This is a genomic window from Pseudidiomarina fusca (assembly GCF_032227045.1).
Lineage (GTDB): Bacteria > Pseudomonadota > Gammaproteobacteria > Enterobacterales > Alteromonadaceae > Pseudidiomarina > Pseudidiomarina fusca.
On sequence record NZ_JANFPJ010000027.1, the window covers coordinates 14,889 to 37,049 of the forward strand.

Below are 22,161 nucleotides of genomic sequence, written 5' to 3' on the forward strand. Positions count from 1 at the left end.
AAATGGCAAAAATCGCGCTTGGCTGGCGTGCCAAGTTAGCCGTTATGGCAATCGTAAGTGTGCTCTTAGCCTTAGCTAGTTACCAATTGGTAGAGCGCTATATTGCGGAGCAAAATCAGGTGGTTCAACAACAAGAACAGGAAGATCTGGTAGAGATTCTAGTGAGTTCTATCGACCTAGAAATTGGCTCAACCTTAGATCCTATGTCCATGGTTATTCGCAGCTATCCATCGGCCTATGTGCAGGAAGATTGGTTGCGCCCCAAAGATGCTGGATTAATTGCAGGGCTTACGACCACCAAATTTATTGAGCGTGGAGAGCCGTTAACTCCTTATGCTATCGCTCCAGATTATTCGGGCTATTTTTCGGATACTTTGGCTGCCGGGTATTATGCGATAACTGTGGGAATTTCGCCGGAACAATTGCACAGCGGGCTGTTAACTATTGGCGATAAAGTCACACTCATGAGTGTCCTTGGTGACACCGATAAGATGACGGAAGTGTTGTTACCAAAAATTGAGGTCATTGCGTTAGATAACATCAGTGAGCCGCACTTAATGATGAGCGAAGCCGGGCAGTACATGCCAAGCACAGTCACTTTTGCGATGACACAAGCACAGGCATTGCAGTTTGAACAGATGCGCGCCGGGAGTTTTGAAGTTTGGTTAGAGCATCCACAATTTGAGTATCAGCAACTAAGTAAAAAGATTGTTCCACAAGTTTTTTCATTTTCATCAAACGGCCAAGGAAGGCAGCATGAGTTTTCGTTTTAGTGTGTTTGGATTGCTCCTCTTACTAGCGTTGCCTAGCTTTGCTAACACCAGCAAAATTGAGCTACAGCCTGGTGCTATGGAAGTGCTCAAGTTGGCACAAGCCACGGATGTCATCATTGGTAATGAAGCTGTTGCCAAAGTCCGCTTAATTGGTACTACACAACTGGTGATTAATGCACAAGCTGAGGGGAGCACGGAGATTATTGTGGTCGCGGCAAACGGCAGTCATCAGCGCTATCAAATTGAAGTGAAAGCAGCACCATCACCTCGCATTGTTACGGATATCGCCTGGTTGTTGCAGCGCTTTCCTCAATTGCAATTTACTGAGCAAGCAGGGGTAGGGTTTCTGACTGGCCAACTTGATAGCGATGCTGAGGCGACCGTGACTGAATTCGCTAAACAGTATCCCAATTTAGTTAATCGGGTGAGTTACCTTCCTGAAGCCTCACTACCTATGGTCGAACTCCATGTGCGTATAGCCGAAGTAAAACGCCAGTATGCTCGTCATTTAGGAGTGCGTTGGCCGCAGCAATTAGCTGGACCCACGCTATCAAGTACGGCGGCAAGAATTGTCTCTATGCCGGTTGAAATGGCTTCAAGTATCGACCTGCTGGAACGTGATGGACACGCCAAAATTCTAGCCGAACCCAAGTTAGTCGCCCGTAGCGGTGGTGAAGCAGAAGTACTTGTAGGTGGTGAGTTTCCGATACCGCAGGTCCTTGCCGATGGCCAGCAAGATGTACAATTTCGTGAATATGGTGTGAGCCTGAAAATGGCACCTCTGGTGATGCCAAACGGCGACATTGAGACTGCCGTTCATGCTGAAATTAGCACCATCGACTCTGCCACCATGGTTAATGGTGTGCCCGGTATTCTAACCCGCAAAGTTACCTCGCAAGTGGTTGGTGAACCGGGGGCGCCGATCGTGCTATCGGGCTTAATTAATCACGAACAATCGCAGCAAGCTGATCAGTTTCCATGGTTGCATGAGGTTCCTATTCTTGGTGGGTTATTTTCGTCACAGCAGTTTCGTAACGCCGAAACCGAACTGGTGGTGATAGTTACCGCTCACATGCGTGGTGATTTACAACAACAAGAGCGGCGGATAGAGCAGTCAGCACAGTGGATTCGAGATTTTCAACAACAAGCAGGATGCATAGGACTTCATGATGGATACTATTAATGAAAAAGGCTTAGCGGATTACTTAAAAACTGCCTTGCAACGCAGTTCTATTGAGATAGAGCGGATGCCCTTTGAGCAGCTCAAAGAGCATGCACTGCATGTTCTAGAAGACCATTTAAGTATTTATTCGCGGCAGCAGCAGCAGCAATGGCGCACTGCGTTACCAAGCATAGTCGATAGTTGTGTTGGCTTTGGCCCTATTTCTAAGTTATTGGCGGATAGTAGTATTTCAGAAGTAATGGTTAATGATTATCAGACTATTTTTGTTGAACGTGGAGGGGTGCTAGAAGAGGTGGAGCACAAATTTAATTCGGAGGAAGAATTATTACGCGTAATTGATCGTATTGTGCTGCCATTGGGGCGCCGCATTGATAGTGCTCAGCCGATGGTCGATGCACGTTTACCTGATGGCTCTCGAGTCAATGCGGTGTTAGGGCCGTTAGCCATCCATGGGAGTTGTTTAACTATCCGTAAGTTTTTGGCCAAGCAATTGAGTTTAGCTGAGCTGGCGCAGTCAGGATCTATCTCAGAGGCGGCAAAGGACTACCTCAAGGCAGCGGTAATAGCGCGCAAAAATATGCTTATTTCTGGTGGTACAGGTACTGGTAAAACGACCTTACTTAACTCCTTATCTATGAATATTGATGCAGGCCAACGCATTGTAACCATTGAAGATGCGGCAGAGCTTAAGCTAGCTCATCGAAATTTAATTGCGTTAGAGGCGCGTCCCGCAAATGCGGAGGGTAAAGGCCAGATAAGTATTCGTGATCTATTAGTGAACGCGCTTCGCATGCGTCCAGATAGAATCATTATTGGTGAGTGTCGTGGAGCCGAAGCGATAGATATGCTGCAAGCGATGAATACGGGACACGAGGGATCGCTTACTACTTTGCACGCTAACAACCCGCGGGAGGCGTTGCAACGCCTTGAAGTGATGGTGCTGATGGCTGGCTTTGATATGCCTATGCAAGCGGTACGTCAACAAGTGGCATCGGCCATTGACGTGATTGTACAGATTGTACGTTCGAGCACCGGGCAACGGTTTGTTAGTGCTATTTGTGAAATTTCAGGGATGGATACTAACACTATTCAGCTAACCAAGGTCTTTGAGCGTAGCCAAGATCAGTTGCAAGCCACTGGGATTCCGTCTGAATGGTATAGCCCATGTCAGACCCTCTAGTACTTGTTAGTGTCTTAGGACTCACGCTCTTTTGCCTGGTTGTCACCTTAGCTATGGTGGTCCCTCATTATGTGAACAAATGGGGGGCACAGATAAATCAGACCACTGAGCAATCGCTGGCGGACTTTCTGATCTTTATGCCTGTTGCTCAGCTTTGGATGCGTATTCTTATGGCGAGTGTTGTGCTGTTTATGGTGGTCGCCTTAGCTGTTTCAGTGCAAGCGGCATTGATAAGTGTGGTGGTGCTTATTCTAGGGTTGCCTGCGTTGAAGAATTATTTGCTGACCAAACGCCGCAAAATTATTGATAAGCAATTACCTGATTTTATTTTACTCATTGCCAATGGCAGTGCGGCGGGTCTGAGCTTTATGGCAGCAATTGAGGCTAGTGTACTGCAGTTGCCGATCCCCCTGCGCTACGAGGTGCAATTATTGGTCCGCCGTAGTCGCACGGGTGACAGTTTGGCTGATGCATTAAATGATTTTTATCGACGTGTACCAACCGATTCTATGATGCAGTGGGTAACCACAGTACAGCTAGGATTAAAACACGGCGCCCAGCAAGTTGCGGTGATGCAGCGTTTGGCGACATCGCTACAACAACAGGCGTATGCACGTGAGCGGTTGCTGAGCCTATCAGCACAAGCGCGGTTGCAAGGTAAGGTGATGTTGTTCTTACCTATTGGATTGTTCTTTATTTTACGCAAAGTTGAGCCAGGTAATACGGCCTTGCTAACTGAAACTGGTACCGGCCAGGCCATGCTCATTGGCTGCGCTATTTTGATGTTCATCGGCAATATGATCGTCAAAAAGATCATGGGGAATCGACGTGTCGTTCGAGCTTGAACTATGGTTAGGATTAATTCTGTTAGGCGCTATTGCTGGGGCCTTAGTGGTAGGTTTAGCCTATCTGGCGCTGAGCAGTCCGCTGCTATTGCGTTGGACTCATTTACTCTTGCTGAGGTTACCGCAGTGGGCAGTTAAGTACATAGGCAAACAGGTACGATTAAGCGTACAAAGTGTCACTGCCGAGCAATGGTTGCTACTTAGATTACTCGCTGTCGTTGGGGTTTGTGTTGGCTGTACCCTACCTATTCCCACCTATGTCAAAGTAGGATTAGTACTGTTGTGTGTGTTCGCGCAGATCTATCAGTTACAACAACGCCGAGAGTATCTCCAGCAAGTCATTGAGCACTGGCCGAGTGCACTAGAAATCACCTCCATGTTGCTTCACTCGGGGCTATCTTTAAGTGCTTCGCTACATGCCTTACATGATATTCCAGGTAGCTCAGCCAGTCTCAAAGAGTTAGCAAGGATTAATCGTCAACAGCAAGCGGGGATGGGGTTAACTGATGCTTTAGATGAACTCTATGAGCGGGTGCCACACCGTTTGGTAGAATTATTTGCCAATGCTATTAAGCAGGCCAAAATTACTGGTTCTTCGTTAGCCGATACCCTGCAGAAACAAGCACAACAATGTCGTGAGCAAGAGTTATTAGCTGCCGAAAAGCGAGCCCAAGAGGTGAGTGTTAAGTTGTTGTTCCCACTTCTGACCTGCTTTTTTCCAGTTACTTTTTTGCTCATCTTAGGCCCCGTTTTTATTGGTTTTTCATTGGAGTGAAAACACATGCAACAAGGACGTTTCTATATACAACAGCGCTGCCTCTGGCGCGATGTGCGAGTTATGAAATATTTTCCCCAGCGGTTAGTGGGGATGCTCTATCTACGCGCCACCAGCCACCAGCGAGCATTTTGGTTTCCGCGCTGCAGATCTATCCATACCTGGGGCATGCGCTTCGCCATTGACATTATTGGACTAGACAGTCAGCTGCGCATCGTAGCGGTTCATCGAAATGTGCAGCCCGCGCGAGTGCTGCGTATCGCTGGGGCCGATTCGATTATTGAGTGTGGAGCCGGCAGTCCTTGGCCATTTGAGCACTGGTTGGGGCAATCACTTACGTTTGAACAGAAGGAACTCTGCTATGAATAGGATTTCAATGCTGGTGCTGGCGCTGTTACTTATGGGGTGCCAAACCACACAAAGCCGAGAATTGGAGTTGCAATTAGAGCCGGCTCTTTATGCCGCACAAACAGCCTATCGTCAGGGCGACCTGCATTTTGCTGAGGGGCTGTGGCGTCAAGTCCTTGATGCCTATCCGGAACAAGGCCAAGTATGGTGTGATATTGGTCATGTTAACTACCGCGTACATCGTTATGATGCTGCTTATGAGGCGTATCAATTTTGTTTAGCAAACAATCCCCAGCAGCCAGATATTTGGAAGAACTTAGCTGCTATCAGATTACGGCAGGCAACCGAGCTGCTGCTAGCAGGACATGCGTATTTGGGCATGCCGACCTCTTTTGGTGCTCGCAATAACCAAGCTCAGCGCTATGAATACGAGATGTTAATGCAACAGCTTTTAGCCTTGCACCGAGTAGAGTCCCCCATAGCTGAGCAGCACGATGAAAAACCATCATATTAGGGGGCTGATGTTACCTGTTATCGCCGTTCTTATGGTGCTAGCAGGTAGCGCTTATGTGTTAAAGCAACCACCGCCGCAATCATCACTAGCGCAAGTGCGTTATTGGCATGGCCAGTGGTGGCATTGGCAAGAAGCGGTTTGGGCCTATTATAACGAGCACGTGTTTTGGCCTGAAGGTCTGGATGATGTTGCGCTACATTATGGTTTGCCGATGCCAGCGCAAACGATTCAGGGCTTTCGTCAAGGTGATAGCTTTGTCGTGCGGCTGGTGGGGCTAAGTGCATCGCAGTTAGATGCATTATCGGCAGGATTAGGCGATACAGCAGAATTTATTCATGAGGATGCGATTCAAGTGACACTTATTCCACCGCAACAAGTCAGTTTCGCCGGGCAGAAGCTTTTACGTCATGGTGAGTATTTGCAGACCATTGATGTGGATATTGATATGCAGGGACATCACCTGCGCAATGTGAGTGAGATCAGGTCGCAGCAACTTGACGTGCTAACCAAGGTGAGTGGTCAGTCACTTACAACCGATACTCTTAGGGGAACTCAACTGGAAGTATTAGGGCAGCTTCATCTTGATTTTTTATACTTGGAGGATGGACGCGATTTTGCCACCGCTTATGCAACCATCAACGCTCAGTACGAGCGGCTCGCAGCTTGTTTGCAAAGTGCGAGCGGCTGTATTGATTAATCTCGGTCTGAATACTGTTCTGGGCGATCACGGTAGTCACGCGTACGACTCACTCGCTTCAGCTCTAAGTGCAAGCCAGCTTTTGCGAGTAGGTGAGCACTGATAGGTGCCGTTAAAAATAAAAATATGGCAATTAAAAGCTCATGTAGTGATAGCCCTTGTTGGCTGGCGCTGAAATAGACGATTGAACCCAAAATAACACCACCGACGCCCAGTGTGGTGTTTTTTGTTGGAGCATGTAATCGTGCCATAAAATCGGGCAAGCGAACTAATCCAACAGAACCAATGAGGCCAAAGATAGCGCCGATAAGAATTAAAGCTGAAGCTAGCCATTCAGCCCATGCTGGAAGCGTTTCCATTGTCTACCTCGTTATTCAATAATGTCGCCACGCAGCAGGAACTTCGCTGCCGCTACCGTACCAATAAAGCCCAACATGGCAATCAGCAGGGCTGCTTCAAAATAAGCCGTGGTGTGATGCCAAATCCCTAACAAAATCAAAAGCGCCAGAGAATTAATGTAGATGGTATCTAAGGCTAGAATGCGGTCGGCTAGATCTGGGCCGTGAAATAATCTCCACACGTTTAGCAATAATGCTAAACAAAAGAGCGCAAAAGCTATTTGAACAGCAATAGTTAGCATTTGAAAATCTCCTTGAGGCGCATTTCGTAGCGAGTTTTTATTTGCTGAATCATAGCTTCGTGATCAGCTACGTTGAGCGCATGAATGAGCAAGGCCCGTCCATCACGACGAATCTCGGCGGTGATGGTGCCAGGGGTCAAGCTAATGGTACTGGCGAGTACGGTAATAGGGACCTCGCCAGTTATCTCAAGTGGGTATTCAAAAAGCGCCGGCTGTATCCGTCGGCGTGGCAGCAAGATGATTGCGGCGATATTAAAATTAGAAAGAATAATGTCCACTAACAGCACTAGAAAATACTCAACGGCTTTCAGCGGCCGATGAATTTTAGTGGCAAAGTCTCGCCCTCGGTGGGTATAAAGCGGAATCAAGAGCGCAAGTACCGCACCTAAAACCACTAATCCTGATGAGATGGAGTTCTGTAATAGTAACCAAAAGACCAATAGAAATAGGGATAGTCTAGGGGCCGGAAAGATTTTATTTAACATCGCTAACTCCCGTTCCTAGTACTGCATTTTTATATGCACTGGGATGAACTAAATCGTTCGCTATAGCTTGGGTATAACTGCTAACCGGGTTGGCAAAAATCGTTAACCCAACAATAGTGGCTAGCAACAGCGTTATTGCAGTTAATTGCCCGGTCGGGTGGCGAACCTCACCAGGTTTGCCATCCAAAGTATGCCAAAACATTCTGCTACCCGCGCGTGAAAGTGCAATCATCATCAAGAAGGTACTGCCAAGTACTAACGGCCACAATAGCGCAACTTGGGCACCTGTGCGTGCGGCTTCAAGAATAAATAGCTTACCAATAAAACCTGAGAATGGCGGCATTCCTATAACGGCTATAGCCGCAATAAAGAACATCATCCCGAGCGTACCGTGCTGCGCCATCTTGCGCCCTTTCACAATACGGGAAGCGGTTTTTCCGCGCTGCTCCGCCACCACATCCGTGAGTAAAAAGAGTGCGCCAGTGATGAGGGTCGAATGCAGCATATAGAACATGACTGCGCTAATGGCTCGTTCACTGTTCATGCTGAATGTGGTGAGCATGGTACCGATAGAGATTACTACCAGATAAGCAATCACGGCACGTAGGTCGCGACTACCTAAAACTCCAATGGCACCTATGCCCAGCGTGGCTAAACCTAGCCACCAGAGCCAATCATAGCCGAGTAGGCTAGCAGTACCCGCATCGACGCCAAAGATTAGGGTAAAGACTCGGATAATTGAGTACACGCCCACTTTGGTCATAATCGCAAACAGAGCTGCAACTGCACCCGTTGTGGTGGCATAGGCTTGGGGTAGCCAAAAATAGAGCGGTAACAGAGCCGCTTTCAAGCCAAACACAACCAGTAATAACATGCCTCCAGCTCGGGCAATAGTGGCGTCATCACCAGTCAGAAGCGCAACTTTATTAGCCATATCAGCCATGTTTAGGGTACCGGTAATACCATACAGAACCCCAAGGCTAATCAGGAAAACTGCTGATCCGGCTAAATTCAACAACACATAATGTAAGGTTGCACGAAGCTTCAACTTGCCGCCACCATGCATTAATAAGGCATAACTAGAGATCAGCAGAACTTCAAAAAATACGAACAAGTTAAATAAGTCGCCCGTCAAGAATGCCCCAATGATTCCTAGTAATTGAAATTGAAACAACGCTTGAAAGTGCGAGCCTAGGTTATCTTCGCCATAGCAGGAGTAGATCAATACCGGTAACGCCAATAAATTCGTCAGTAAGATCATTAATGCTGATAATTTGTCAGCCACTAAGACAATGCCAAACGGTGCCTGCCAATTGCCTAGAGCATAGACCAGCGGCCCTTGGTCAACTGCAATTAGCAGTTGAATTGACAGTAATACGGCTAGCATCGAGGCTAGAATACCGATGGCGCGCCGATAACGCTGAGGTTGGGCTCCCCATGGCAATAATTGCAGTAACGCCGCCAGCATGGGCAGTATGATTGGCAAAATAACTAAATGAGCAGAAACAAGCATTAGCGATTGCCCTCCCCATCGTTGGGGCTAGTGTCATTTACTTCATCAGAACCCCATTCACCACGAACCCTTACCGCCAAAATAATGGAGTAGGCGGTCATTGCAAAACCTATCACTATGGCGGTTAACACCAAAGCTTGTGGAAGCGGGTCTGTGTATTGATCCGCTGCACCGATAATAGGAATTTGGTTTATCACTAAGCGTCCAGTCGAAAATAGAAATAAGTTAACCGCATAGGACAGCATGGTGATACCTATTACGATCGGAAAAGAGCGGCCACGTAAGATTAAATAGACGCTGCAAGCCGTGAGCATGCCTACGGTAATTGCATACAGTGCTTCCATTTAGTTACCCTCCTGACGTGGTCTGTGTCTGGTTGTCATTTGTCCGAAATTAGCAAGAATCATCAAGGTCGCACCGATAACAGTTAGGTAGACGCCGAGATCGAAAAGAATGGCCGTGGCGATTTCAAACTTGCCGACAACCGGCCAATCTAAGTAGGTAAACCACGAGGTGAGGAAGTTAGCACCGAAGAACCAACTGCCAATGCCGGTGAATAGGGCAATCATCACCCCAACTGAGGCTAAGGTTTGGTAATTATAATCAAATCGATGTTTTACCCAGTCCACACCATTCGCCATGTACTGCAAAATCATCGCTGCAGAAGTAATCAAACCCGCGATAAAGCCACCACCAGGTAAGTTATGACCGCGCAGGAAAATATAAGCAGATACCATCAGAGCTAAGGGTAATAAGGCTTGTGCGACTGTCTGCACTAATAAGGGATGTTTGACCCGATGCCATGGACGCCCATCAATGTCACTCGATGGCATAAAGGGCCGCAGGTTATTGAGTAGCTTGTGAATGCCAGCAGCTGCTATGGCTAACACGGTAATTTCACCGAGGGTATCAAAACCCCGGAAGTCGACCAGAATGACATTCACCACGTTAGTACCGCCGCCACCGGGTTTGGCATTAACTAAGAAGAAGTCTGAAATGGACGAGAGAGGTCGTGTCAGTAGCGCGTAATTAAGCGTACCGACAATCCCACCAATAAAGCCAGCTAATAAAACATCCCGCGCTACACGACGCCCGCTAGATGCTTTAGGCGTTTTTTGAGGCATGAAGAAGAGGGCTAAAATCATCAAAATGATACTAACCACTTCTACTACCAGTTGGGTCATAGCTAAATCAGGAGCTGAAAAGTGAATAAATACCAAGGACACCATCAAGCCTACCACCGATAACATCATCAGCGAGGTCAAGCGCATATGATGAAAGGCTGCGGTACCAATCGCTGTAAGGATGATAATGATTGCCCCCACTAAGCTTACGGAGTCAATCGGTAATTGTGCTCGGGTACCAGTTAATGCATCTATCTTAGCTAATTCTGGGATAACGAAAAGAATACAGAGTAATAGCAGTGCGGCCATGTACCTTTGCAGCGACCCAGTTTCAATTCGTTGTATCAGGCGATCCGAAAACGCAGTAACGCTACTGACGATATAGGCAAAGGTTTCTTTGGCATCGCGATGATCAAATTGTCGGTTAAAACTAAAGAGTTCAGCCCGTTGAATGTAGATTGCGGCTCCACCTACCAGTGCTAGCACACTCATGAGTAACGGTATGTTAAAACCGTGCCACAGAGCTATTTTTATGGTGAGTGGGCTCGGTGCGAGTAAATCTACTGCGGGCTGTAAAAAGTTGGGAACAAATAACATGGGTAGCAACCCAACCAACACACACAAGGCTGCTAAAATAATAACCGGTACCCGCATCATTAACGGCGGCTCGTGTGGAGTAACGGTGAGTTTTACTGGCTCACCATCAAAAAAGACGTCATGTACAAACCGAATCGAATAGGCGACTGATAACATCGCACCCAGGGTAACTAACACGGGTACAAACCAGGACAATGCGCCAAACAATTGCTGCTCATAGCTCTCCATAAACATGAGTTCTTTCGATAAAAACCCGTTAAACAGCGGTACCCCAGCCATTGCCGCGGAAGTGATTATCGCCAATACCATGGTCACCGGCATAAACTTTCTTAAGCCGCTTAGTTTACGCATGTCACGAGTGCCAGTTTCATGGTCAATGATGCCAGCAATCATAAACAGGCCGGCTTTAAAGGTGGCATGATTTAAAATATGGAATAAAGCAGCAAAAATCGCTCCGCTGGTGCCTAGTCCCAATAGCATCGTAATTAAACCGAGATGGCTGATCGTAGAAAAAGCTAGTAGCCCTTTTAAGTCCGACTTGAAGAGGGCGAAGTAGGCTCCGAACAACATAGTAGCAAGACCTGTTAAGGTGACTATGGTGAACCATTCGTGAGTACCACCAAGCACGGGGAACAAACGGGCTAGTAAAAAGATACCTGCTTTGACCATAGTTGCTGAGTGTAAGTAGGCACTCACGGGTGTTGGCGCTGCCATTGCATGCGGCAACCAAAACTGGAACGGAAACTGTGCTGATTTAGTAAAGGCCCCCAGCAAAACCAAAAGCAGCGCCGGAAGATACAAGCTATGAGCACGAATTTGATCAGCAGCGGCAATCACTTGATCGAGTTCGTAACTACCGGCAATATTGCCGATTAGTAAAATCCCGGCGAGTAACGCGAGGCCACCGCCGCCAGTAATAGCTAAGGCCATGCGTGCACCACGTCGGGCAGTGCTTTGATGCGACCAAAAGCCAATCAATAAAAACGATGAAATGCTAGTTAGTTCCCAAAATAACCAAAGTAGGATCAGGTTATTGGCTGTCACAATGCCAAGCATCGAGCCCATAAATAGCATCAGGCTGGCAAAGAATTTGGCGCTGTCATCTTTAGCGCTGAGGTAGTAATGGGCATAAATGATGATTAATAGCCCGATACCAAGGATTAGTGTCGCAAACAGTAACGAGAGGCCATCTAAACGTAAGGAAAAGTCTAAACCAATGTTTGGTAACCAGTTTAGAAAGAATGAGGGTACAGCTCCGTTCAAGGTCTGCATGGCTAATGTAGCTAGCAATACTAATGCCACAAGGGTGACTGAAGCGCTGGCTACGCTTATGCTAGCGCGCCCACGCTGGCGCAAGATTAGGGGAATCGATGCCCCAATAAACGGCAGTAAAACAATAGCTGCTAAAGTCATAAGTACCTTATCCAAGTGACTGAATTTTATCTGTCGTATTGCGTTATTGAGATTGAATTTACCACTAGAGTAGTAGGCTTGCCAACAGCTAAACTATCGGCGATGCCGCACTTTCGGCTGTTTAATGAGTGCTTTGAACTCATAAATAAGCAGAGCTATTTTGATGAAAAAATATTCAGGATGGGTTAAGCTACTCACCATTGCGAGAAAAACAAAAGCCAAGTTGATGGTTTTGCTCGCACTGGTTACGAACTGTTTGATAGCGCTTCGATCTCCTAGATGACCTGAAATCTTATCCCCATTAATTATTTCTCATATCGCACTACCATATACGAATTTTATCTGTTACAATTCGCCGCCCTTTTTATGGGGGAAAGTCTTTATTTCTCGAATTGAGAAGTAAGGTACATTAGGGTAAAAACAGTGGCTCGAGAGAGTCTGTTTTATTAATCAAGCGGAGCACTGCAATGATCCAAATGCAAACTACACTGGAAGTGGCCGATAACTCGGGCGCCCGCAGCGTACAATGTATTAAGGTTCTGGGTGGCTCGCACCGCCGGTATGCAAACATTGGCGATATCATCAAAGTTTCTGTTAAAGAAGCGATTCCTCGCGGTAAAGTGAAGAAAGGTGATGTTGTGAATGCGGTGGTCGTTCGCACCAAGAAAGGCGTCCGTCGTCAAGACGGGTCAGTCATCCGTTTTGACCGCAACGCGGCTGTTTTGTTAAACAACAACAAACAACCGATTGGCACTCGTATCTTTGGACCAGTGACTCGTGAATTACGCTCTGAGCAATTCATGAAGATTATCTCTCTGGCACCAGAAGTACTGTAAGGAGTCAGTTATGGCGGCAAAAATTAAACGTGATGACGAAGTAGTAGTCCTGGCAGGTAAAGACAAAGGTAAGCGCGGTAAAGTGCTGAAAGTCGATACCGGTTCAAATCGTGTATTCGTTGAAGGCGTTAATATCGTTAAGAAACACCAGAAGCCAAATCCGGCTCTTGGCGTTGCTGGCGGCATTATTGAGCAGGAAGCCCCTGTTCACGTTTCTAACGTAGCGGTATATAACCCAGAGACTGGTAAAGCAGATCGTGTTGGTTTTAAAGTTGAAGACGGCAAAAAAGTTCGTTTCTTCAAGTCTAACAACGCAATCATTTAATTTTAAATTTGGAGTTTTACGATGGCGAAACTGCATGATTTTTACAAAGAATCAGTAGTTCCTGAACTGGTTAAACAGTTCGGCTACAACAGCGTCATGCAAGTCCCTCGGATTGAAAAAATCACACTCAATATGGGTGTGGGTGAAGCTCTGGCAGACAAAAAGATTCTCGACAACGCAGTAAGCGACCTAGAAGCTATTTCTGGTCAACGTCCTGTACGTACTGTTGCTCGTAAATCTGTCGCTGGCTTCAAAATCCGTGAAGGCTACCCGATTGGCTGTAAAGTGACTCTGCGTGGCGAGCGCATGTGGGATTTCTTAGAGCGTTTAATCTCTATTGCAATTCCTCGTGTTCGTGATTTCCGTGGTTTGAACCCGAAATCTTTCGATGGTCGTGGAAATTACAGTATGGGCGTACGTGAACAAATCATTTTCCCTGAAATCGACTTTGATAAAGTTGATAAGGTTCGTGGTTTGGATATCACTATCACCACTACTGCAGGCACTGATGACGAAGCTCGCGCTTTGCTCGCTGCCTTTAACTTCCCGTTCAAGAAGTAAGGTGTAGAGTTATGGCAAAAGAGTCAATGAAAATGCGTGAGCTGAAGCGTCAAAAGCTAGCAGCTAAATACGCAGAAAAACGCATCGCACTTAAACATGTGATCAGCGATCCGGCGACGTCGGACGAAGAGCGTTGGGAAGCCGTGCTTAAATTGCAAAGCCTTCCTCGTGATTCGAGCCCAACCCGTCAGCGTAACCGCTGTCGCGTAACGGGCCGCCCACACGGTTTCCTACGTAAATTCGGCATGAGCCGTATTAAAGTACGTGAGAAAGCGATGCGCGGTGAAATTCCTGGCTTGAAAAAAGCTAGCTGGTAAGCCACGAGTCACGGGAGAAAGCAAATATGAGCATGCAAGATCCAATTGCGGATATGTTCACTCGCATCCGCAACGCTCAGGGTGCTAACAAAGTCGCCGTGCGCATGCCTGCTTCTAAACAGAAAGTGGCTATTGCCCAAGTTCTGAAAGAAGAAGGTTATATCGCGGATTTCAATGTATCTGGTGAAGTTAAGACTGAACTAGAAATTACTTTGAAATACTTTGAAGGTAAGCCTGTTATCGAATCAATCGAGCGCGTAAGTCGCCCTGGTTTGCGTATCTATAAGAAACGCAACGAACTACCTAAAGTAATGGGTGGTTTAGGTGTCGCAGTAGTCTCTACTTCTAAAGGCCTGATGACCGACCGTGCCGCTCGCAAAGCGGGTCTTGGCGGTGAAGTTATCGGTTACGTAGCTTAACGAGGAGTTAGGAAATGTCACGAGTTGCTAAAGCACCTATTGCCATTCCTGCTGGCGTTGAAGTTACGCTAAATGGCCAGGAAGTGACAATTAAAGGTGCCAAAGGCTCATTGAGCCGTGTGGTAAACGACGCAGTTGAAGTTGTTGTTGAAGACAACACTTTACGTACTATTGCTCGTGAAGGCGTAGCTAACGCTACTGCACAAGCGGGTACAGCACGCGCGTTACTGCAAAACATGGTGGTTGGTGTTGCGCAAGGTTTTGAGCGTAAGTTACAGTTGGTAGGTGTTGGTTACCGTGCAAATACTGCCGGTAGCAAACTTAACTTATCTCTGGGCTTCTCTCATCCTGTAGAGTTCGAGATTCCACAAGGAATCACCATCGAAGTCCCAGCACAAACTGAGATAGTCGTTAAAGGTGTAGACAAGCAGTTAGTTGGTCAAGTAGCAGCTAACATTCGCGCATACCGTAAGCCTGAGCCATACAAAGGTAAAGGTGTTCGTTATGCCGATGAGCAAGTGCGCCGTAAAGAAGCCAAGAAAAAGTAAGGTAAAACGATGGACAAGAAAACAGCTCGCTTACGTCGCGCAACGCGCCCTCGTAAGAAAATGCAAGAGTTGGGTGCAAACCGCCTGGTCGTTCACCGTACACCACGGCACATTTACGCTCAGCTAATCGCATCGAACGGTTCTGAAGTACTGGCAGCAGCCTCTACTGTTGAAAAAGCTTTACGTGACGAGTTGAAAGCAACTGGTAACGTAGATGCAGCTAAAGCAGTGGGTAAGCTGATCGCTGAACGGGCGATTGAAAAAGGCGTTAAGAACGTCGCTTTTGATCGCAGTGGTTTCCGTTATCACGGTCGTGTAGCAGCATTAGCTGACGCCGCTCGTGAAGCTGGACTTCAGTTCTAGGAGACGAACATGGCAAATGCAAATGTAGAAGCTCAACAAAGTGACCTGCAAGAAAAGCTGATCACAGTAAACCGTGTAGCTAAAGTTGTTAAAGGTGGTCGTATCTTTAGCTTTACTGCACTGACTGTGGTTGGTGATGGTCAAGGTAAAGTGGGTTTCGGTTATGGTAAAGCACGTGAAGTTCCAGCTGCTATTCAAAAGGCAATGGAAAAAGCGCGCCGCAACATGGTAACCGTGCAGTTGAAAGGTGATACCTTACAACACCCAGTTAAAGGCCGTCATTCAGGTTCACAAGTATTTATGCAACCAGCTTCTGAAGGTACAGGTATCATTGCCGGTGGTGCAATGCGTGCGGTACTCGAAGTAGCCGGTGTACACAACGTGCTTTCAAAAGCATACGGTTCAACCAACCCAATCAACGTTGTTCGTGCCACTATCAAGGCATTGCACAACATGAAATCGCCGGAGCAAGTTGCGGCGAAGCGTGGATTGCGCGTTGACGACATTTTGGGGTAGTGAACAATGGCGAATAAGACAATTAAAGTAACGCAGACGCGTAGCTCTATCGGTCGTTTACCGAAGCATAAAGCTACTCTACGTGGTCTTGGTCTACGCCGTATTGGTCACACTGTAGAGCTGGAAGATACTCCAGCTGTACGTGGCATGGTGAACCAAGTTTATTACATGGTAAAGGTGGAGGACTAAGACATGTTTCTGAATACTATCTCCCCTGCACCTGGTGCGAAAACTAGCAAGAAGCGTCTCGGCCGTGGTATCGGCTCAGGCCTTGGTAAAACTGGTGGACGTGGTCATAAAGGTCAAACTTCTCGTTCTGGTGGCTCTATCAAGCCAGGTTTCGAGGGTGGCCAAATGCCAATCCAACGTCGTTTGCCAAAGTTTGGTTTTACTTCACGTAAGTCATTCGTGACTGCAGAAGTTAACCTGGCAGAGATCGCTAAAGTTGCTGGTGATACCGTAACTGTTGCAGCTTTAAAAGAAGCTGGTTTAATTCGTAAAGACATTCTTAACGTTAAAGTTATTAAGTCTGGCGAAATAAACCGTGCAGTTACTGTACAAGGCATCAAGGTCACCAAAGGCGCCCGCGAAGCTATTGAAGCTGCTGGCGGCAAAATCGAAGGATAGGGCACATGGCTAAACCAGGATTGGAATCTAACAGAGCTCAAGGTGGCACGTCGGAACTTAAACGTCGACTGCTGTTTGTTATCGGCGCGTTAATCGTGTTCCGTGCGGGCTCCTTCGTGCCGATTCCTGGTATAGATGCCGCTGTGTTGGCGCAATTATTCGATCAGCAACGAGACACCATCGTAGCCATGTTTAACATGTTCTCTGGTGGTGCTCTCGAGCGTGCTTCGATTTTTGCACTTGGTATTATGCCGTACATCTCGGCTTCGATTATCATGCAGTTAGCGTCGGTTATTCATCCGCGGTTAGCTGAATTGAAAAAAGAAGGTGAGGCTGGACGGCGTAAGATCAGCCAATATACCCGTTGGGGAACGTTAATTCTCGCAACGGTCCAATCCATTGGTATAGCTACAGGCTTACCAAGCCTGATGCCTGGATTAGTTATTGATCCAAGTTTCGGGTTTTACTTCACTGCTGTAGTAAGTTTAGTCACCGGTACCATGTTCTTAATGTGGTTAGGTGAGCAAATTACTGAGCGTGGGATTGGTAACGGTATCTCTATTCTGATCTTCACCGGTATTGTCGCGGGCCTACCGTCAGCCATTGGGCAGACGGCAGAACAAGCGCGTCAAGGTGATTTACCTTTATTACTGTTATTGCTGATTGGCGTTATTGTAGTTGCAGTTACCTATTTTGTTGTTTTCGTAGAGCGCGGACAGCGAAGAATTGTGGTAAACTACGCAAAACGTCAGCAAGGCCGTAAGGTTTTTGCTGCGCAGAGTACACATTTGCCATTGAAAGTTAACATGGCTGGTGTTATTCCGCCGATTTTTGCATCAAGCATTATTTTGTTCCCAGGTACCATCGCAACTTGGTTTGGCCAAGGTGAAGGTGCGGTAGCAAACTTCTTAACAGAGTTGTCTCTGACGTTATCGCCAGGTCAGCCTCTTTACGTAATGCTTTATGCTGCGGCAATTATATTCTTCTGTTTCTTCTATACTGCGTTGGTGTTCAACCCTCGCGAGACAGCAGATAACTTGAAGAAGTCTGGTGCGTTCATTCCTGGTATTCGTCCAGGTGAGCAAACCTCACGATACATTGATAAAGTAATGACCCGTTTGACCCTTGCAGGCGCGTTGTACATTACCTTTGTCTGTTTGGTTCCTGAGTTCATGATGATTGCGTGGAACGTTCAATTCTATTTTGGTGGAACGTCTCTATTGATTATCGTCGTGGTTATCATGGATTTTATGGCGCAGGTACAAACTCATTTGATGTCTCATCAATATGATTCTGTCCTGAAGAAAGCTAATCTTAAAGGCTTCGGTCGTTAAGATTGGATAATTACGGAGTGTAGCAATGAAAGTTCGTGCTTCCGTGAAGAAAATCTGCCGTAACTGTAAAGTTATCAAGCGCAACGGTGTTGTGCGAGTAATTTGCAGTGACCCTAAGCATAAGCAGCGGCAAGGTTAATTCGAAGAAGAAGACCGCAGTCAAAAATTATTTTTGGCTGCGGCTTTTAGATGTTTGCAAATTGGCGTCTGGTTGAGTATCCTAACGGGCTTTTCAACTGGTAAGACCCATATAAACTAAAGGAGACGTGTTAGTGGCCCGTATCGCTGGCATTAACGTTCCTGACAATAAGCATGCAGTAATTGCCCTTACTGCGATTTACGGTATCGGCCGTACTCGCTCGAAAGCTATCTTGGCTTCGATCGGTATGGAAGAAAATGCCAAAATCGGCTCTTTGTCAGAAGAAAAATTAGATGAGCTTCGTGACGCAGTAGCAAAATACACTGTTGAAGGCGATCTTCGCCGTGAAGTTTCAATGAATATCAAACGCTTGATGGATCTCGGTTGTTTCCGTGGTCTACGTCATCGTCGTGGCTTGCCTCTACGTGGACAGCGCACTAAAACTAATGCGCGCACCCGTAAAGGTCCGCGTAAACCAATTAAGAAGTAGGGAGTTGAGAAATGGCTAAACAACCAACTCGTACTCGTAAGCGCGTTAAAAAACAAGTCGCTGATGGCATGGCCCACATCCATGCATCTTTCAATAACACCATTGTGACTATCACCGATCGTCAGGGTAATGCCCTGTCATGGGCGACAGCAGGTGGCTCAGGTTTCCGTGGTTCACGTAAATCTACCCCTTTTGCAGCGCAAGTTGCAGCTGAGCGTGCAGGTGAAATGGCAAAGGAATATGGTTTGAAAAACCTTGAAGTGTTCGTTAAGGGCCCAGGTCCTGGCCGCGAATCATCGATTCGTGCGTTGAACGCTGTAGGTTATCGCATCACTAATATTACTGATGTGACTCCTATTCCTCACAACGGTTGTCGTCCGCCTAAGAAACGTCGCGTTTAATAGGCGCCATACGATAGTTGGAGAAAGAACATGGCTAGATATTTGGGTCCAAAACTCAAACTGAGTCGTCGTGAAGGAACAGATTTGTTCCTGAAAAGCGGCGTTCGCGCAATCGATACGAAATGTAAGCTCGAAAGCGCACCGGGTCAGCACGGCGCTCGTCGCGGTCGTTTGTCTGATTACGGTTTACAGTTACGTGAAAAGCAAAAAGTACGTCGTATGTACGGTGTATTAGAAAAGCAATTCCGTAACTATTACAAAGAAGCTGCCCGTATTAAGGGCAACACTGGTGAGAACCTGCTGCAATTGCTTGAGCAACGCCTTGATAACGTGGTGTACCGTATGGGCTTCGCGTCAACTCGTGCTGAAGCGCGCCAGTTGGTAAGCCATAAAGCAGTAGTAGTGAACGGACAGGTAGTCAACATTCCGTCGTTTAAAGTACGTCCGGAAGATGTTGTGTCAGTTCGCGAAAAAGCGAAGAAGCAGGCGCGCATCGCAGCTGCATTGGAACTTGCTGAACAACGTGAGAAGCCAGTGTGGTTGGAAGTAGACAACAGCAAATTGGAAGGTCAGTTCAAACGTCTTCCAGAGCGTTCTGATTTGTCTGCTGAAATTAACGAACAGTTGATCGTAGAGCTTTACTCTAAGTAAAGCTTAAGTATAAAGAGAGGACACAATGCAGGGTTCTGTTACCGAATTCCTAAAACCAAGGCTAGTCGATATTGAACAAATCAGCCCGACTCACGCGAAGGTGACGTTGGAGCCTCTTGAGCGTGGTTTCGGCCACACGCTGGGTAATGCTCTACGCCGCATTTTACTTTCGTCAATGCCAGGTTGTGCAGTGACTGAAGTAGAAATTGCTGGTGTACAACATGAGTACAGTGCTAAAGAGGGCGTTCAGGAAGACATCATCGAGATCTTGTTGAACCTTAAAGGTTTAGCAATCGTCATGGAAAGTAAAGATGAAGCGATTCTGACCTTGAAAAAATCTGGAGCGGGCCCTGTCAAGGCTGGTGATATCACCCATGATGGTGATGTCCAGATCGTTAACCCTGATCACCTGATCTGCACCTTAACTGGTGACACTGAGATCGAAATGTCGATCAAAGTTGAGCGTGGTCGTGGTTACGTTCCAGCTTCGGCACGTCAGTCTGCTGACGATGAAGAGCGTCCAATCGGTCGTCTATTAGTAGATGCATCTTTCAGTCCAGTTGAGCGTATTGCTTACAGTGTTGATTCAGCACGTGTTGAGCAGCGTACCGACTTGGATAAACTGGTTATCGACATGGAAACCAATGGTACAATGGATCCAGAAGAAGCGATTCGTCGTGCAGCAACAATTCTAGCGCAACAGCTAGAAGCATTTGTTGAATTACGCGATGTTAGCGAGCCTGTTGAGAAAGAAGAGAAACCGGAATTCGATCCGATTCTCCTACGTCCAGTAGACGATTTGGAATTAACTGTGCGTTCTGCGAACTGTTTAAAAGCAGAAGCTATTCAGTACATTGGTGACTTAGTGCAGCGCACCGAAGTTGAGTTGTTGAAAACTCCTAACTTGGGTAAAAAATCGCTCACCGAGATCAAAGACGTGCTTGCATCACGTGGTTTGTCTTTAGGCATGCGCCTAGAGAACTGGCCGCCGGCAAGCTTGGTTGATCGCGACTAAGTTCATCTTTTACAGAGAATTACTGAGAAGGGTATAGGTATGCGCCATCGTAAGAGTGGTCGTCAACTCAACCGCAACAGCAGCCATCGCAAAGCGATGTTCAGCAATATGGCAAGCTCTTTGGTTCGTCACGAAGTGATTAAAACCACTTTGCCTAAAGCAAAAGAATTGCGTCGTGTAATTGAACCGCTAATCACATTAGCGAAGCAAGATAGCGTTGCAAATCGCCGTTTGGCTTTTGCTCGCACTCGCGATCAAGAAGTTGTTGGCAAGCTGTTTAACGAATTAGGCCCGCGTTATCAAGAACGCGCTGGTGGTTACACTCGTATTTTGAAGTGTGGCTTCCGCGCTGGCGACAACGCACCAATGGCTTACGTTGAATTAGTTGATCGTCCAGAAGTAGATGCTACTGAAGCTGAAGAAGTTGCAGTAGAAGAATAAGTTCTGTTTATACAGCACTTAAACAAAAAGCCGAGATGTTATGCATCTCGGCTTTTTTGTATTTTATAGTTTGCTTTTTGCTAAGGTTATTTCCGAAAAAACACTAAAGTTACCGGTTAATCGAGATACTCGGTTTCTGCGATCTTGTATCTGGTAGCAATCAATTCGAGATCTCCTTCCGGAATACCTGCACGGTGTGCAGATCTTAATAAAGCTACTGCCCGTGCTCGTTCCTGGCTCTCGCTGTAATCAGTTACTTCTTCTTGAGCTGAATCACCAGCAATAAGGTCAGCTACGGTTTGGCTTAGATACTGAGTTAAGGTAGGTACTGCATCTAATAATGAACGCAGTACTAATTCAAAGCGGGTCAGGTCTTCTACATTGGTACCACGGAGAATAGTATCAGCGGTAGCAGGCTCGACCAAAACAGCAACTTTAACGAGTTCGTGAATCGCGCTAGGGGAGTTATCGCTCGCTAAGTTAACAATAGTGTCCGCATAACTTGGCTCGGCCTCGACTGCAATTTTTACGATATCAGCGGGATCAGCTATTTGTTGTTGCAGCGCAATACTAACGATTTCACTAGTGAAGGCTGGTTCGGCATGAATTGCAGCGCGCATGATGTGCCGGTAATGCATAGGATAACGGTCGAACGCAGCTGCCAAGATAGGAGTTACATGTTGCGGGTAATTGCTTAATAATATTCGAACCGAACGTTGGGAGTTAAAATTGCGGCGTTCATAGTAGCGATACATTCTTGAGTAAGTTTCTACCAACCGTTGTTGATCTAGATCTTTACCAGCAACTAATTGCTGTTCGGTTGGTTTGATCTCCTGTGCCACAGTCGGATGAACTGTAGCAGCAAGCATCAAACTCGTTAATGCTATAGATAGGCAACTAACTTTCACGCACACACCCCGTTGTTATTGGTACTTAATGTAAGTACTGAATATTATTGTTTTTATGCTTATGCAAAGACATTAGCACTGTTTATAGACAATAAATAGATAAAATTCGTTCATTGTGATTAAAAAAAAAGCGATCAAACAAAAAAGTGAAAAAAGATCTTGCGCCTTTGAATATGATCCTTA

Annotated in this window: 32 protein-coding genes; 25 read left to right on the top strand and 7 right to left on the bottom strand. The window is 46.6% G+C overall.

Annotated elements, in window-relative coordinates; all coding sequences use genetic code 11:
- Positions 1-2 precede the first annotated feature (2 nt).
- From cpaB to NOG12_RS11265, 8 genes are all read left to right on the top strand, one after another.
- Positions 3-773 carry a Flp pilus assembly protein CpaB gene (gene cpaB / locus NOG12_RS11230; protein WP_110076581.1) on the top strand — a complete coding sequence of 257 codons (771 nt, stop codon included), beginning with the start codon at positions 3-5 and terminating at the stop codon, positions 771-773.
- Positions 757-1,956, top strand: coding sequence for a type II and III secretion system protein family protein (locus tag NOG12_RS11235; RefSeq protein WP_110076582.1), 1,200 nt, complete (start codon positions 757-759; stop codon positions 1,954-1,956). Before cpaB ends, NOG12_RS11235 begins: the two co-directional genes overlap by 17 nt.
- A complete protein-coding gene (locus tag NOG12_RS11240; protein ID WP_110076583.1) occupies positions 1,940-3,136 on the top strand; it encodes a TadA family conjugal transfer-associated ATPase in 1,197 nt (398 codons plus the stop codon). Before NOG12_RS11235 ends, NOG12_RS11240 begins: the two co-directional genes overlap by 17 nt.
- Complete coding sequence (locus tag NOG12_RS11245) at positions 3,121-3,981, top strand: type II secretion system F family protein (RefSeq protein WP_110076584.1); 861 nt, start codon at positions 3,121-3,123, stop codon at positions 3,979-3,981. The genes NOG12_RS11240 and NOG12_RS11245 overlap by 16 nt, the downstream gene beginning before the upstream one ends.
- Complete coding sequence (locus tag NOG12_RS11250; RefSeq protein ID WP_110076585.1) at positions 3,965-4,756, top strand: type II secretion system F family protein; 792 nt, start codon at positions 3,965-3,967, stop codon at positions 4,754-4,756. The genes NOG12_RS11245 and NOG12_RS11250 overlap by 17 nt, the downstream gene beginning before the upstream one ends.
- Positions 4,757-4,819: 63 nt before the next feature.
- Complete coding sequence (locus tag NOG12_RS11255) at positions 4,820-5,125, top strand: DUF192 domain-containing protein (protein ID WP_162014563.1); 306 nt, start codon at positions 4,820-4,822, stop codon at positions 5,123-5,125.
- Positions 5,118-5,618, top strand: a complete 501-nt coding sequence (locus tag NOG12_RS11260) for a tetratricopeptide repeat protein (RefSeq protein WP_110076587.1) — start codon at positions 5,118-5,120, stop codon at positions 5,616-5,618. The genes NOG12_RS11255 and NOG12_RS11260 overlap by 8 nt, the downstream gene beginning before the upstream one ends.
- On the top strand, positions 5,599-6,315 hold the full coding sequence (locus NOG12_RS11265) for a hypothetical protein (protein ID WP_313933312.1): 717 nt from the start codon (positions 5,599-5,601) through the stop codon (positions 6,313-6,315). The genes NOG12_RS11260 and NOG12_RS11265 overlap by 20 nt, the downstream gene beginning before the upstream one ends.
- On the opposite strand, the gene NOG12_RS11270 is transcribed toward NOG12_RS11265, so the two are convergent.
- From NOG12_RS11270 to NOG12_RS11295, 6 genes are read right to left on the bottom strand one after another with little or no spacing between them, the layout of a single operon-like run.
- A complete protein-coding gene (locus tag NOG12_RS11270) occupies positions 6,312-6,674 on the bottom strand; it encodes a Na+/H+ antiporter subunit G (protein WP_110076589.1) in 363 nt (120 codons plus the stop codon). The genes NOG12_RS11265 and NOG12_RS11270 overlap by 4 nt on opposite strands.
- A gap of 11 nt (positions 6,675-6,685) precedes the next feature.
- On the bottom strand, positions 6,686-6,955 hold the full coding sequence (locus NOG12_RS11275; RefSeq protein WP_110076590.1) for a K+/H+ antiporter subunit F: 270 nt from the start codon (positions 6,953-6,955) through the stop codon (positions 6,686-6,688).
- Positions 6,949-7,440, bottom strand: a complete 492-nt coding sequence (locus NOG12_RS11280) for a Na+/H+ antiporter subunit E (RefSeq protein ID WP_153826361.1) — start codon at positions 7,438-7,440, stop codon at positions 6,949-6,951. Before NOG12_RS11280 ends, NOG12_RS11275 begins: the two co-directional genes overlap by 7 nt.
- A complete protein-coding gene (locus tag NOG12_RS11285) occupies positions 7,430-8,953 on the bottom strand; it encodes a monovalent cation/H+ antiporter subunit D (protein WP_313933313.1) in 1,524 nt (507 codons plus the stop codon). Before NOG12_RS11285 ends, NOG12_RS11280 begins: the two co-directional genes overlap by 11 nt.
- Positions 8,953-9,297: a Na+/H+ antiporter subunit C gene (locus NOG12_RS11290; RefSeq protein ID WP_110076593.1), complete on the bottom strand. Its 345-nt coding sequence runs from the start codon at positions 9,295-9,297 to the stop codon at positions 8,953-8,955. The genes NOG12_RS11285 and NOG12_RS11290 overlap by 1 nt, the downstream gene beginning before the upstream one ends.
- Entirely contained in the window at positions 9,298-12,087 is a 2,790-nt protein-coding gene (locus NOG12_RS11295; protein ID WP_153826362.1) for a monovalent cation/H+ antiporter subunit A, read from the bottom strand. It lies immediately after the preceding gene.
- 467 nt (positions 12,088-12,554) lie between these two features.
- Between NOG12_RS11295 and rplN the strand changes: the two genes are divergently transcribed.
- The 17 genes from rplN to rplQ all read left to right on the top strand — a co-directional run bounded on the left by rplN (position 12,555) and on the right by rplQ (position 21,070).
- Positions 12,555-12,923, top strand: coding sequence for a 50S ribosomal protein L14 (rplN, locus tag NOG12_RS11300; RefSeq protein WP_092593899.1), 369 nt, complete (start codon positions 12,555-12,557; stop codon positions 12,921-12,923).
- Positions 12,924-12,933: 10 nt separating this feature from the next.
- Complete coding sequence (gene rplX, locus NOG12_RS11305) at positions 12,934-13,248, top strand: 50S ribosomal protein L24 (protein ID WP_110076595.1); 315 nt, start codon at positions 12,934-12,936, stop codon at positions 13,246-13,248.
- Positions 13,249-13,269: 21 nt separating this feature from the next.
- A complete protein-coding gene (gene rplE, locus NOG12_RS11310; protein ID WP_153826363.1) occupies positions 13,270-13,809 on the top strand; it encodes a 50S ribosomal protein L5 in 540 nt (179 codons plus the stop codon).
- 11 nt (positions 13,810-13,820) lie between these two features.
- Positions 13,821-14,126 (top strand): 30S ribosomal protein S14, encoded by a 306-nt coding sequence (gene rpsN, locus NOG12_RS11315; protein ID WP_110076597.1) that lies wholly within the window; start codon positions 13,821-13,823, stop codon positions 14,124-14,126.
- Between the two features lie 26 nt (positions 14,127-14,152).
- Positions 14,153-14,545 carry a 30S ribosomal protein S8 gene (rpsH, locus tag NOG12_RS11320; protein ID WP_110076598.1) on the top strand — a complete coding sequence of 131 codons (393 nt, stop codon included), beginning with the start codon at positions 14,153-14,155 and terminating at the stop codon, positions 14,543-14,545.
- A gap of 14 nt (positions 14,546-14,559) precedes the next feature.
- Entirely contained in the window at positions 14,560-15,093 is a 534-nt protein-coding gene (rplF, locus tag NOG12_RS11325) for a 50S ribosomal protein L6 (protein WP_110076599.1), read from the top strand.
- A 9-nt stretch (positions 15,094-15,102) separates the two neighbouring features.
- Positions 15,103-15,456, top strand: a complete 354-nt coding sequence (gene rplR, locus NOG12_RS11330; RefSeq protein WP_110076600.1) for a 50S ribosomal protein L18 — start codon at positions 15,103-15,105, stop codon at positions 15,454-15,456.
- A 9-nt stretch (positions 15,457-15,465) separates the two neighbouring features.
- On the top strand, positions 15,466-15,972 hold the full coding sequence (gene rpsE / locus NOG12_RS11335; RefSeq protein ID WP_110076601.1) for a 30S ribosomal protein S5: 507 nt from the start codon (positions 15,466-15,468) through the stop codon (positions 15,970-15,972).
- A gap of 6 nt (positions 15,973-15,978) precedes the next feature.
- Positions 15,979-16,161: a 50S ribosomal protein L30 gene (gene rpmD / locus NOG12_RS11340; protein ID WP_110076602.1), complete on the top strand. Its 183-nt coding sequence runs from the start codon at positions 15,979-15,981 to the stop codon at positions 16,159-16,161.
- Positions 16,162-16,164: 3 nt separating this feature from the next.
- Entirely contained in the window at positions 16,165-16,599 is a 435-nt protein-coding gene (rplO, locus tag NOG12_RS11345; RefSeq protein ID WP_110076603.1) for a 50S ribosomal protein L15, read from the top strand.
- A gap of 5 nt (positions 16,600-16,604) precedes the next feature.
- Positions 16,605-17,933, top strand: a complete 1,329-nt coding sequence (gene secY, locus NOG12_RS11350) for a preprotein translocase subunit SecY (protein ID WP_153826364.1) — start codon at positions 16,605-16,607, stop codon at positions 17,931-17,933.
- A gap of 25 nt (positions 17,934-17,958) precedes the next feature.
- Positions 17,959-18,072, top strand: coding sequence for a 50S ribosomal protein L36 (rpmJ, locus tag NOG12_RS11355; RefSeq protein WP_055439830.1), 114 nt, complete (start codon positions 17,959-17,961; stop codon positions 18,070-18,072).
- 133 nt (positions 18,073-18,205) lie between these two features.
- Positions 18,206-18,562, top strand: a complete 357-nt coding sequence (gene rpsM / locus NOG12_RS11360; RefSeq protein ID WP_110076605.1) for a 30S ribosomal protein S13 — start codon at positions 18,206-18,208, stop codon at positions 18,560-18,562.
- A gap of 11 nt (positions 18,563-18,573) precedes the next feature.
- A complete protein-coding gene (gene rpsK / locus NOG12_RS11365) occupies positions 18,574-18,963 on the top strand; it encodes a 30S ribosomal protein S11 (RefSeq protein WP_026861007.1) in 390 nt (129 codons plus the stop codon).
- A gap of 30 nt (positions 18,964-18,993) precedes the next feature.
- The gene (gene rpsD, locus NOG12_RS11370; RefSeq protein ID WP_110076606.1) at positions 18,994-19,614 is read left to right on the top strand and encodes a 30S ribosomal protein S4; all 621 of its coding nucleotides are present in this window, start codon (positions 18,994-18,996) and stop codon (positions 19,612-19,614) included.
- A gap of 25 nt (positions 19,615-19,639) precedes the next feature.
- A complete protein-coding gene (locus NOG12_RS11375) occupies positions 19,640-20,629 on the top strand; it encodes a DNA-directed RNA polymerase subunit alpha (protein WP_313933314.1) in 990 nt (329 codons plus the stop codon).
- A gap of 39 nt (positions 20,630-20,668) precedes the next feature.
- Positions 20,669-21,070 (top strand): 50S ribosomal protein L17, encoded by a 402-nt coding sequence (gene rplQ, locus NOG12_RS11380; protein ID WP_110076608.1) that lies wholly within the window; start codon positions 20,669-20,671, stop codon positions 21,068-21,070.
- A 116-nt stretch (positions 21,071-21,186) separates the two neighbouring features.
- On the opposite strand, the gene NOG12_RS11385 is transcribed toward rplQ, so the two are convergent.
- A complete protein-coding gene (locus NOG12_RS11385; protein ID WP_153826365.1) occupies positions 21,187-21,939 on the bottom strand; it encodes a hypothetical protein in 753 nt (250 codons plus the stop codon).
- Between the last annotated feature and the right edge of the window lie 222 nt (positions 21,940-22,161).

What these genes read in the sequence shown, in the direction of transcription:
- rpsH (WP_110076598.1), top strand. Translation starts at nt 14,153, where the DNA reads ATGAGCATGCAAGATCCAATTGCGGATATGTTCACTCGCATCCGCAAC.
- secY (WP_153826364.1), top strand. Translation starts at nt 16,605, where the DNA reads ATGGCTAAACCAGGATTGGAATCTAACAGAGCTCAAGGTGGCACGTCG.
- NOG12_RS11275 (WP_110076590.1), bottom strand. Translation starts at nt 6,955, where the DNA reads ATGCTAACTATTGCTGTTCAAATAGCTTTTGCGCTCTTTTGTTTAGCA.
- NOG12_RS11385 (WP_153826365.1), bottom strand. Translation starts at nt 21,939, where the DNA reads ATGCTTGCTGCTACAGTTCATCCGACTGTGGCACAGGAGATCAAACCA.
- rplO (WP_110076603.1), top strand. Translation starts at nt 16,165, where the DNA reads ATGTTTCTGAATACTATCTCCCCTGCACCTGGTGCGAAAACTAGCAAG.
- rplX (WP_110076595.1), top strand. Translation starts at nt 12,934, where the DNA reads ATGGCGGCAAAAATTAAACGTGATGACGAAGTAGTAGTCCTGGCAGGT.
- rplN (WP_092593899.1), top strand. Translation starts at nt 12,555, where the DNA reads ATGATCCAAATGCAAACTACACTGGAAGTGGCCGATAACTCGGGCGCC.
- rpsD (WP_110076606.1), top strand. Translation starts at nt 18,994, where the DNA reads ATGGCTAGATATTTGGGTCCAAAACTCAAACTGAGTCGTCGTGAAGGA.
- rpsK (WP_026861007.1), top strand. Translation starts at nt 18,574, where the DNA reads ATGGCTAAACAACCAACTCGTACTCGTAAGCGCGTTAAAAAACAAGTC.
- NOG12_RS11235 (WP_110076582.1), top strand. Translation starts at nt 757, where the DNA reads ATGAGTTTTCGTTTTAGTGTGTTTGGATTGCTCCTCTTACTAGCGTTG.
- NOG12_RS11375 (WP_313933314.1), top strand. Translation starts at nt 19,640, where the DNA reads ATGCAGGGTTCTGTTACCGAATTCCTAAAACCAAGGCTAGTCGATATT.
- rpmD (WP_110076602.1), top strand. Translation starts at nt 15,979, where the DNA reads ATGGCGAATAAGACAATTAAAGTAACGCAGACGCGTAGCTCTATCGGT.
- NOG12_RS11285 (WP_313933313.1), bottom strand. Translation starts at nt 8,953, where the DNA reads ATGCTTGTTTCTGCTCATTTAGTTATTTTGCCAATCATACTGCCCATG.
- rpsE (WP_110076601.1), top strand. Translation starts at nt 15,466, where the DNA reads ATGGCAAATGCAAATGTAGAAGCTCAACAAAGTGACCTGCAAGAAAAG.
- rpsN (WP_110076597.1), top strand. Translation starts at nt 13,821, where the DNA reads ATGGCAAAAGAGTCAATGAAAATGCGTGAGCTGAAGCGTCAAAAGCTA.
- NOG12_RS11295 (WP_153826362.1), bottom strand. Translation starts at nt 12,087, where the DNA reads ATGACTTTAGCAGCTATTGTTTTACTGCCGTTTATTGGGGCATCGATT.
- rpmJ (WP_055439830.1), top strand. Translation starts at nt 17,959, where the DNA reads ATGAAAGTTCGTGCTTCCGTGAAGAAAATCTGCCGTAACTGTAAAGTT.
- NOG12_RS11260 (WP_110076587.1), top strand. Translation starts at nt 5,118, where the DNA reads ATGAATAGGATTTCAATGCTGGTGCTGGCGCTGTTACTTATGGGGTGC.
- rplQ (WP_110076608.1), top strand. Translation starts at nt 20,669, where the DNA reads ATGCGCCATCGTAAGAGTGGTCGTCAACTCAACCGCAACAGCAGCCAT.
- rplR (WP_110076600.1), top strand. Translation starts at nt 15,103, where the DNA reads ATGGACAAGAAAACAGCTCGCTTACGTCGCGCAACGCGCCCTCGTAAG.
- NOG12_RS11265 (WP_313933312.1), top strand. Translation starts at nt 5,599, where the DNA reads ATGAAAAACCATCATATTAGGGGGCTGATGTTACCTGTTATCGCCGTT.
- rplF (WP_110076599.1), top strand. Translation starts at nt 14,560, where the DNA reads ATGTCACGAGTTGCTAAAGCACCTATTGCCATTCCTGCTGGCGTTGAA.
- NOG12_RS11255 (WP_162014563.1), top strand. Translation starts at nt 4,820, where the DNA reads ATGAAATATTTTCCCCAGCGGTTAGTGGGGATGCTCTATCTACGCGCC.
- cpaB (WP_110076581.1), top strand. Translation starts at nt 3, where the DNA reads ATGGCAAAAATCGCGCTTGGCTGGCGTGCCAAGTTAGCCGTTATGGCA.
- NOG12_RS11280 (WP_153826361.1), bottom strand. Translation starts at nt 7,440, where the DNA reads ATGTTAAATAAAATCTTTCCGGCCCCTAGACTATCCCTATTTCTATTG.
- NOG12_RS11290 (WP_110076593.1), bottom strand. Translation starts at nt 9,297, where the DNA reads ATGGAAGCACTGTATGCAATTACCGTAGGCATGCTCACGGCTTGCAGC.
- rplE (WP_153826363.1), top strand. Translation starts at nt 13,270, where the DNA reads ATGGCGAAACTGCATGATTTTTACAAAGAATCAGTAGTTCCTGAACTG.
- NOG12_RS11270 (WP_110076589.1), bottom strand. Translation starts at nt 6,674, where the DNA reads ATGGAAACGCTTCCAGCATGGGCTGAATGGCTAGCTTCAGCTTTAATT.
- NOG12_RS11245 (WP_110076584.1), top strand. Translation starts at nt 3,121, where the DNA reads ATGTCAGACCCTCTAGTACTTGTTAGTGTCTTAGGACTCACGCTCTTT.
- NOG12_RS11240 (WP_110076583.1), top strand. Translation starts at nt 1,940, where the DNA reads ATGATGGATACTATTAATGAAAAAGGCTTAGCGGATTACTTAAAAACT.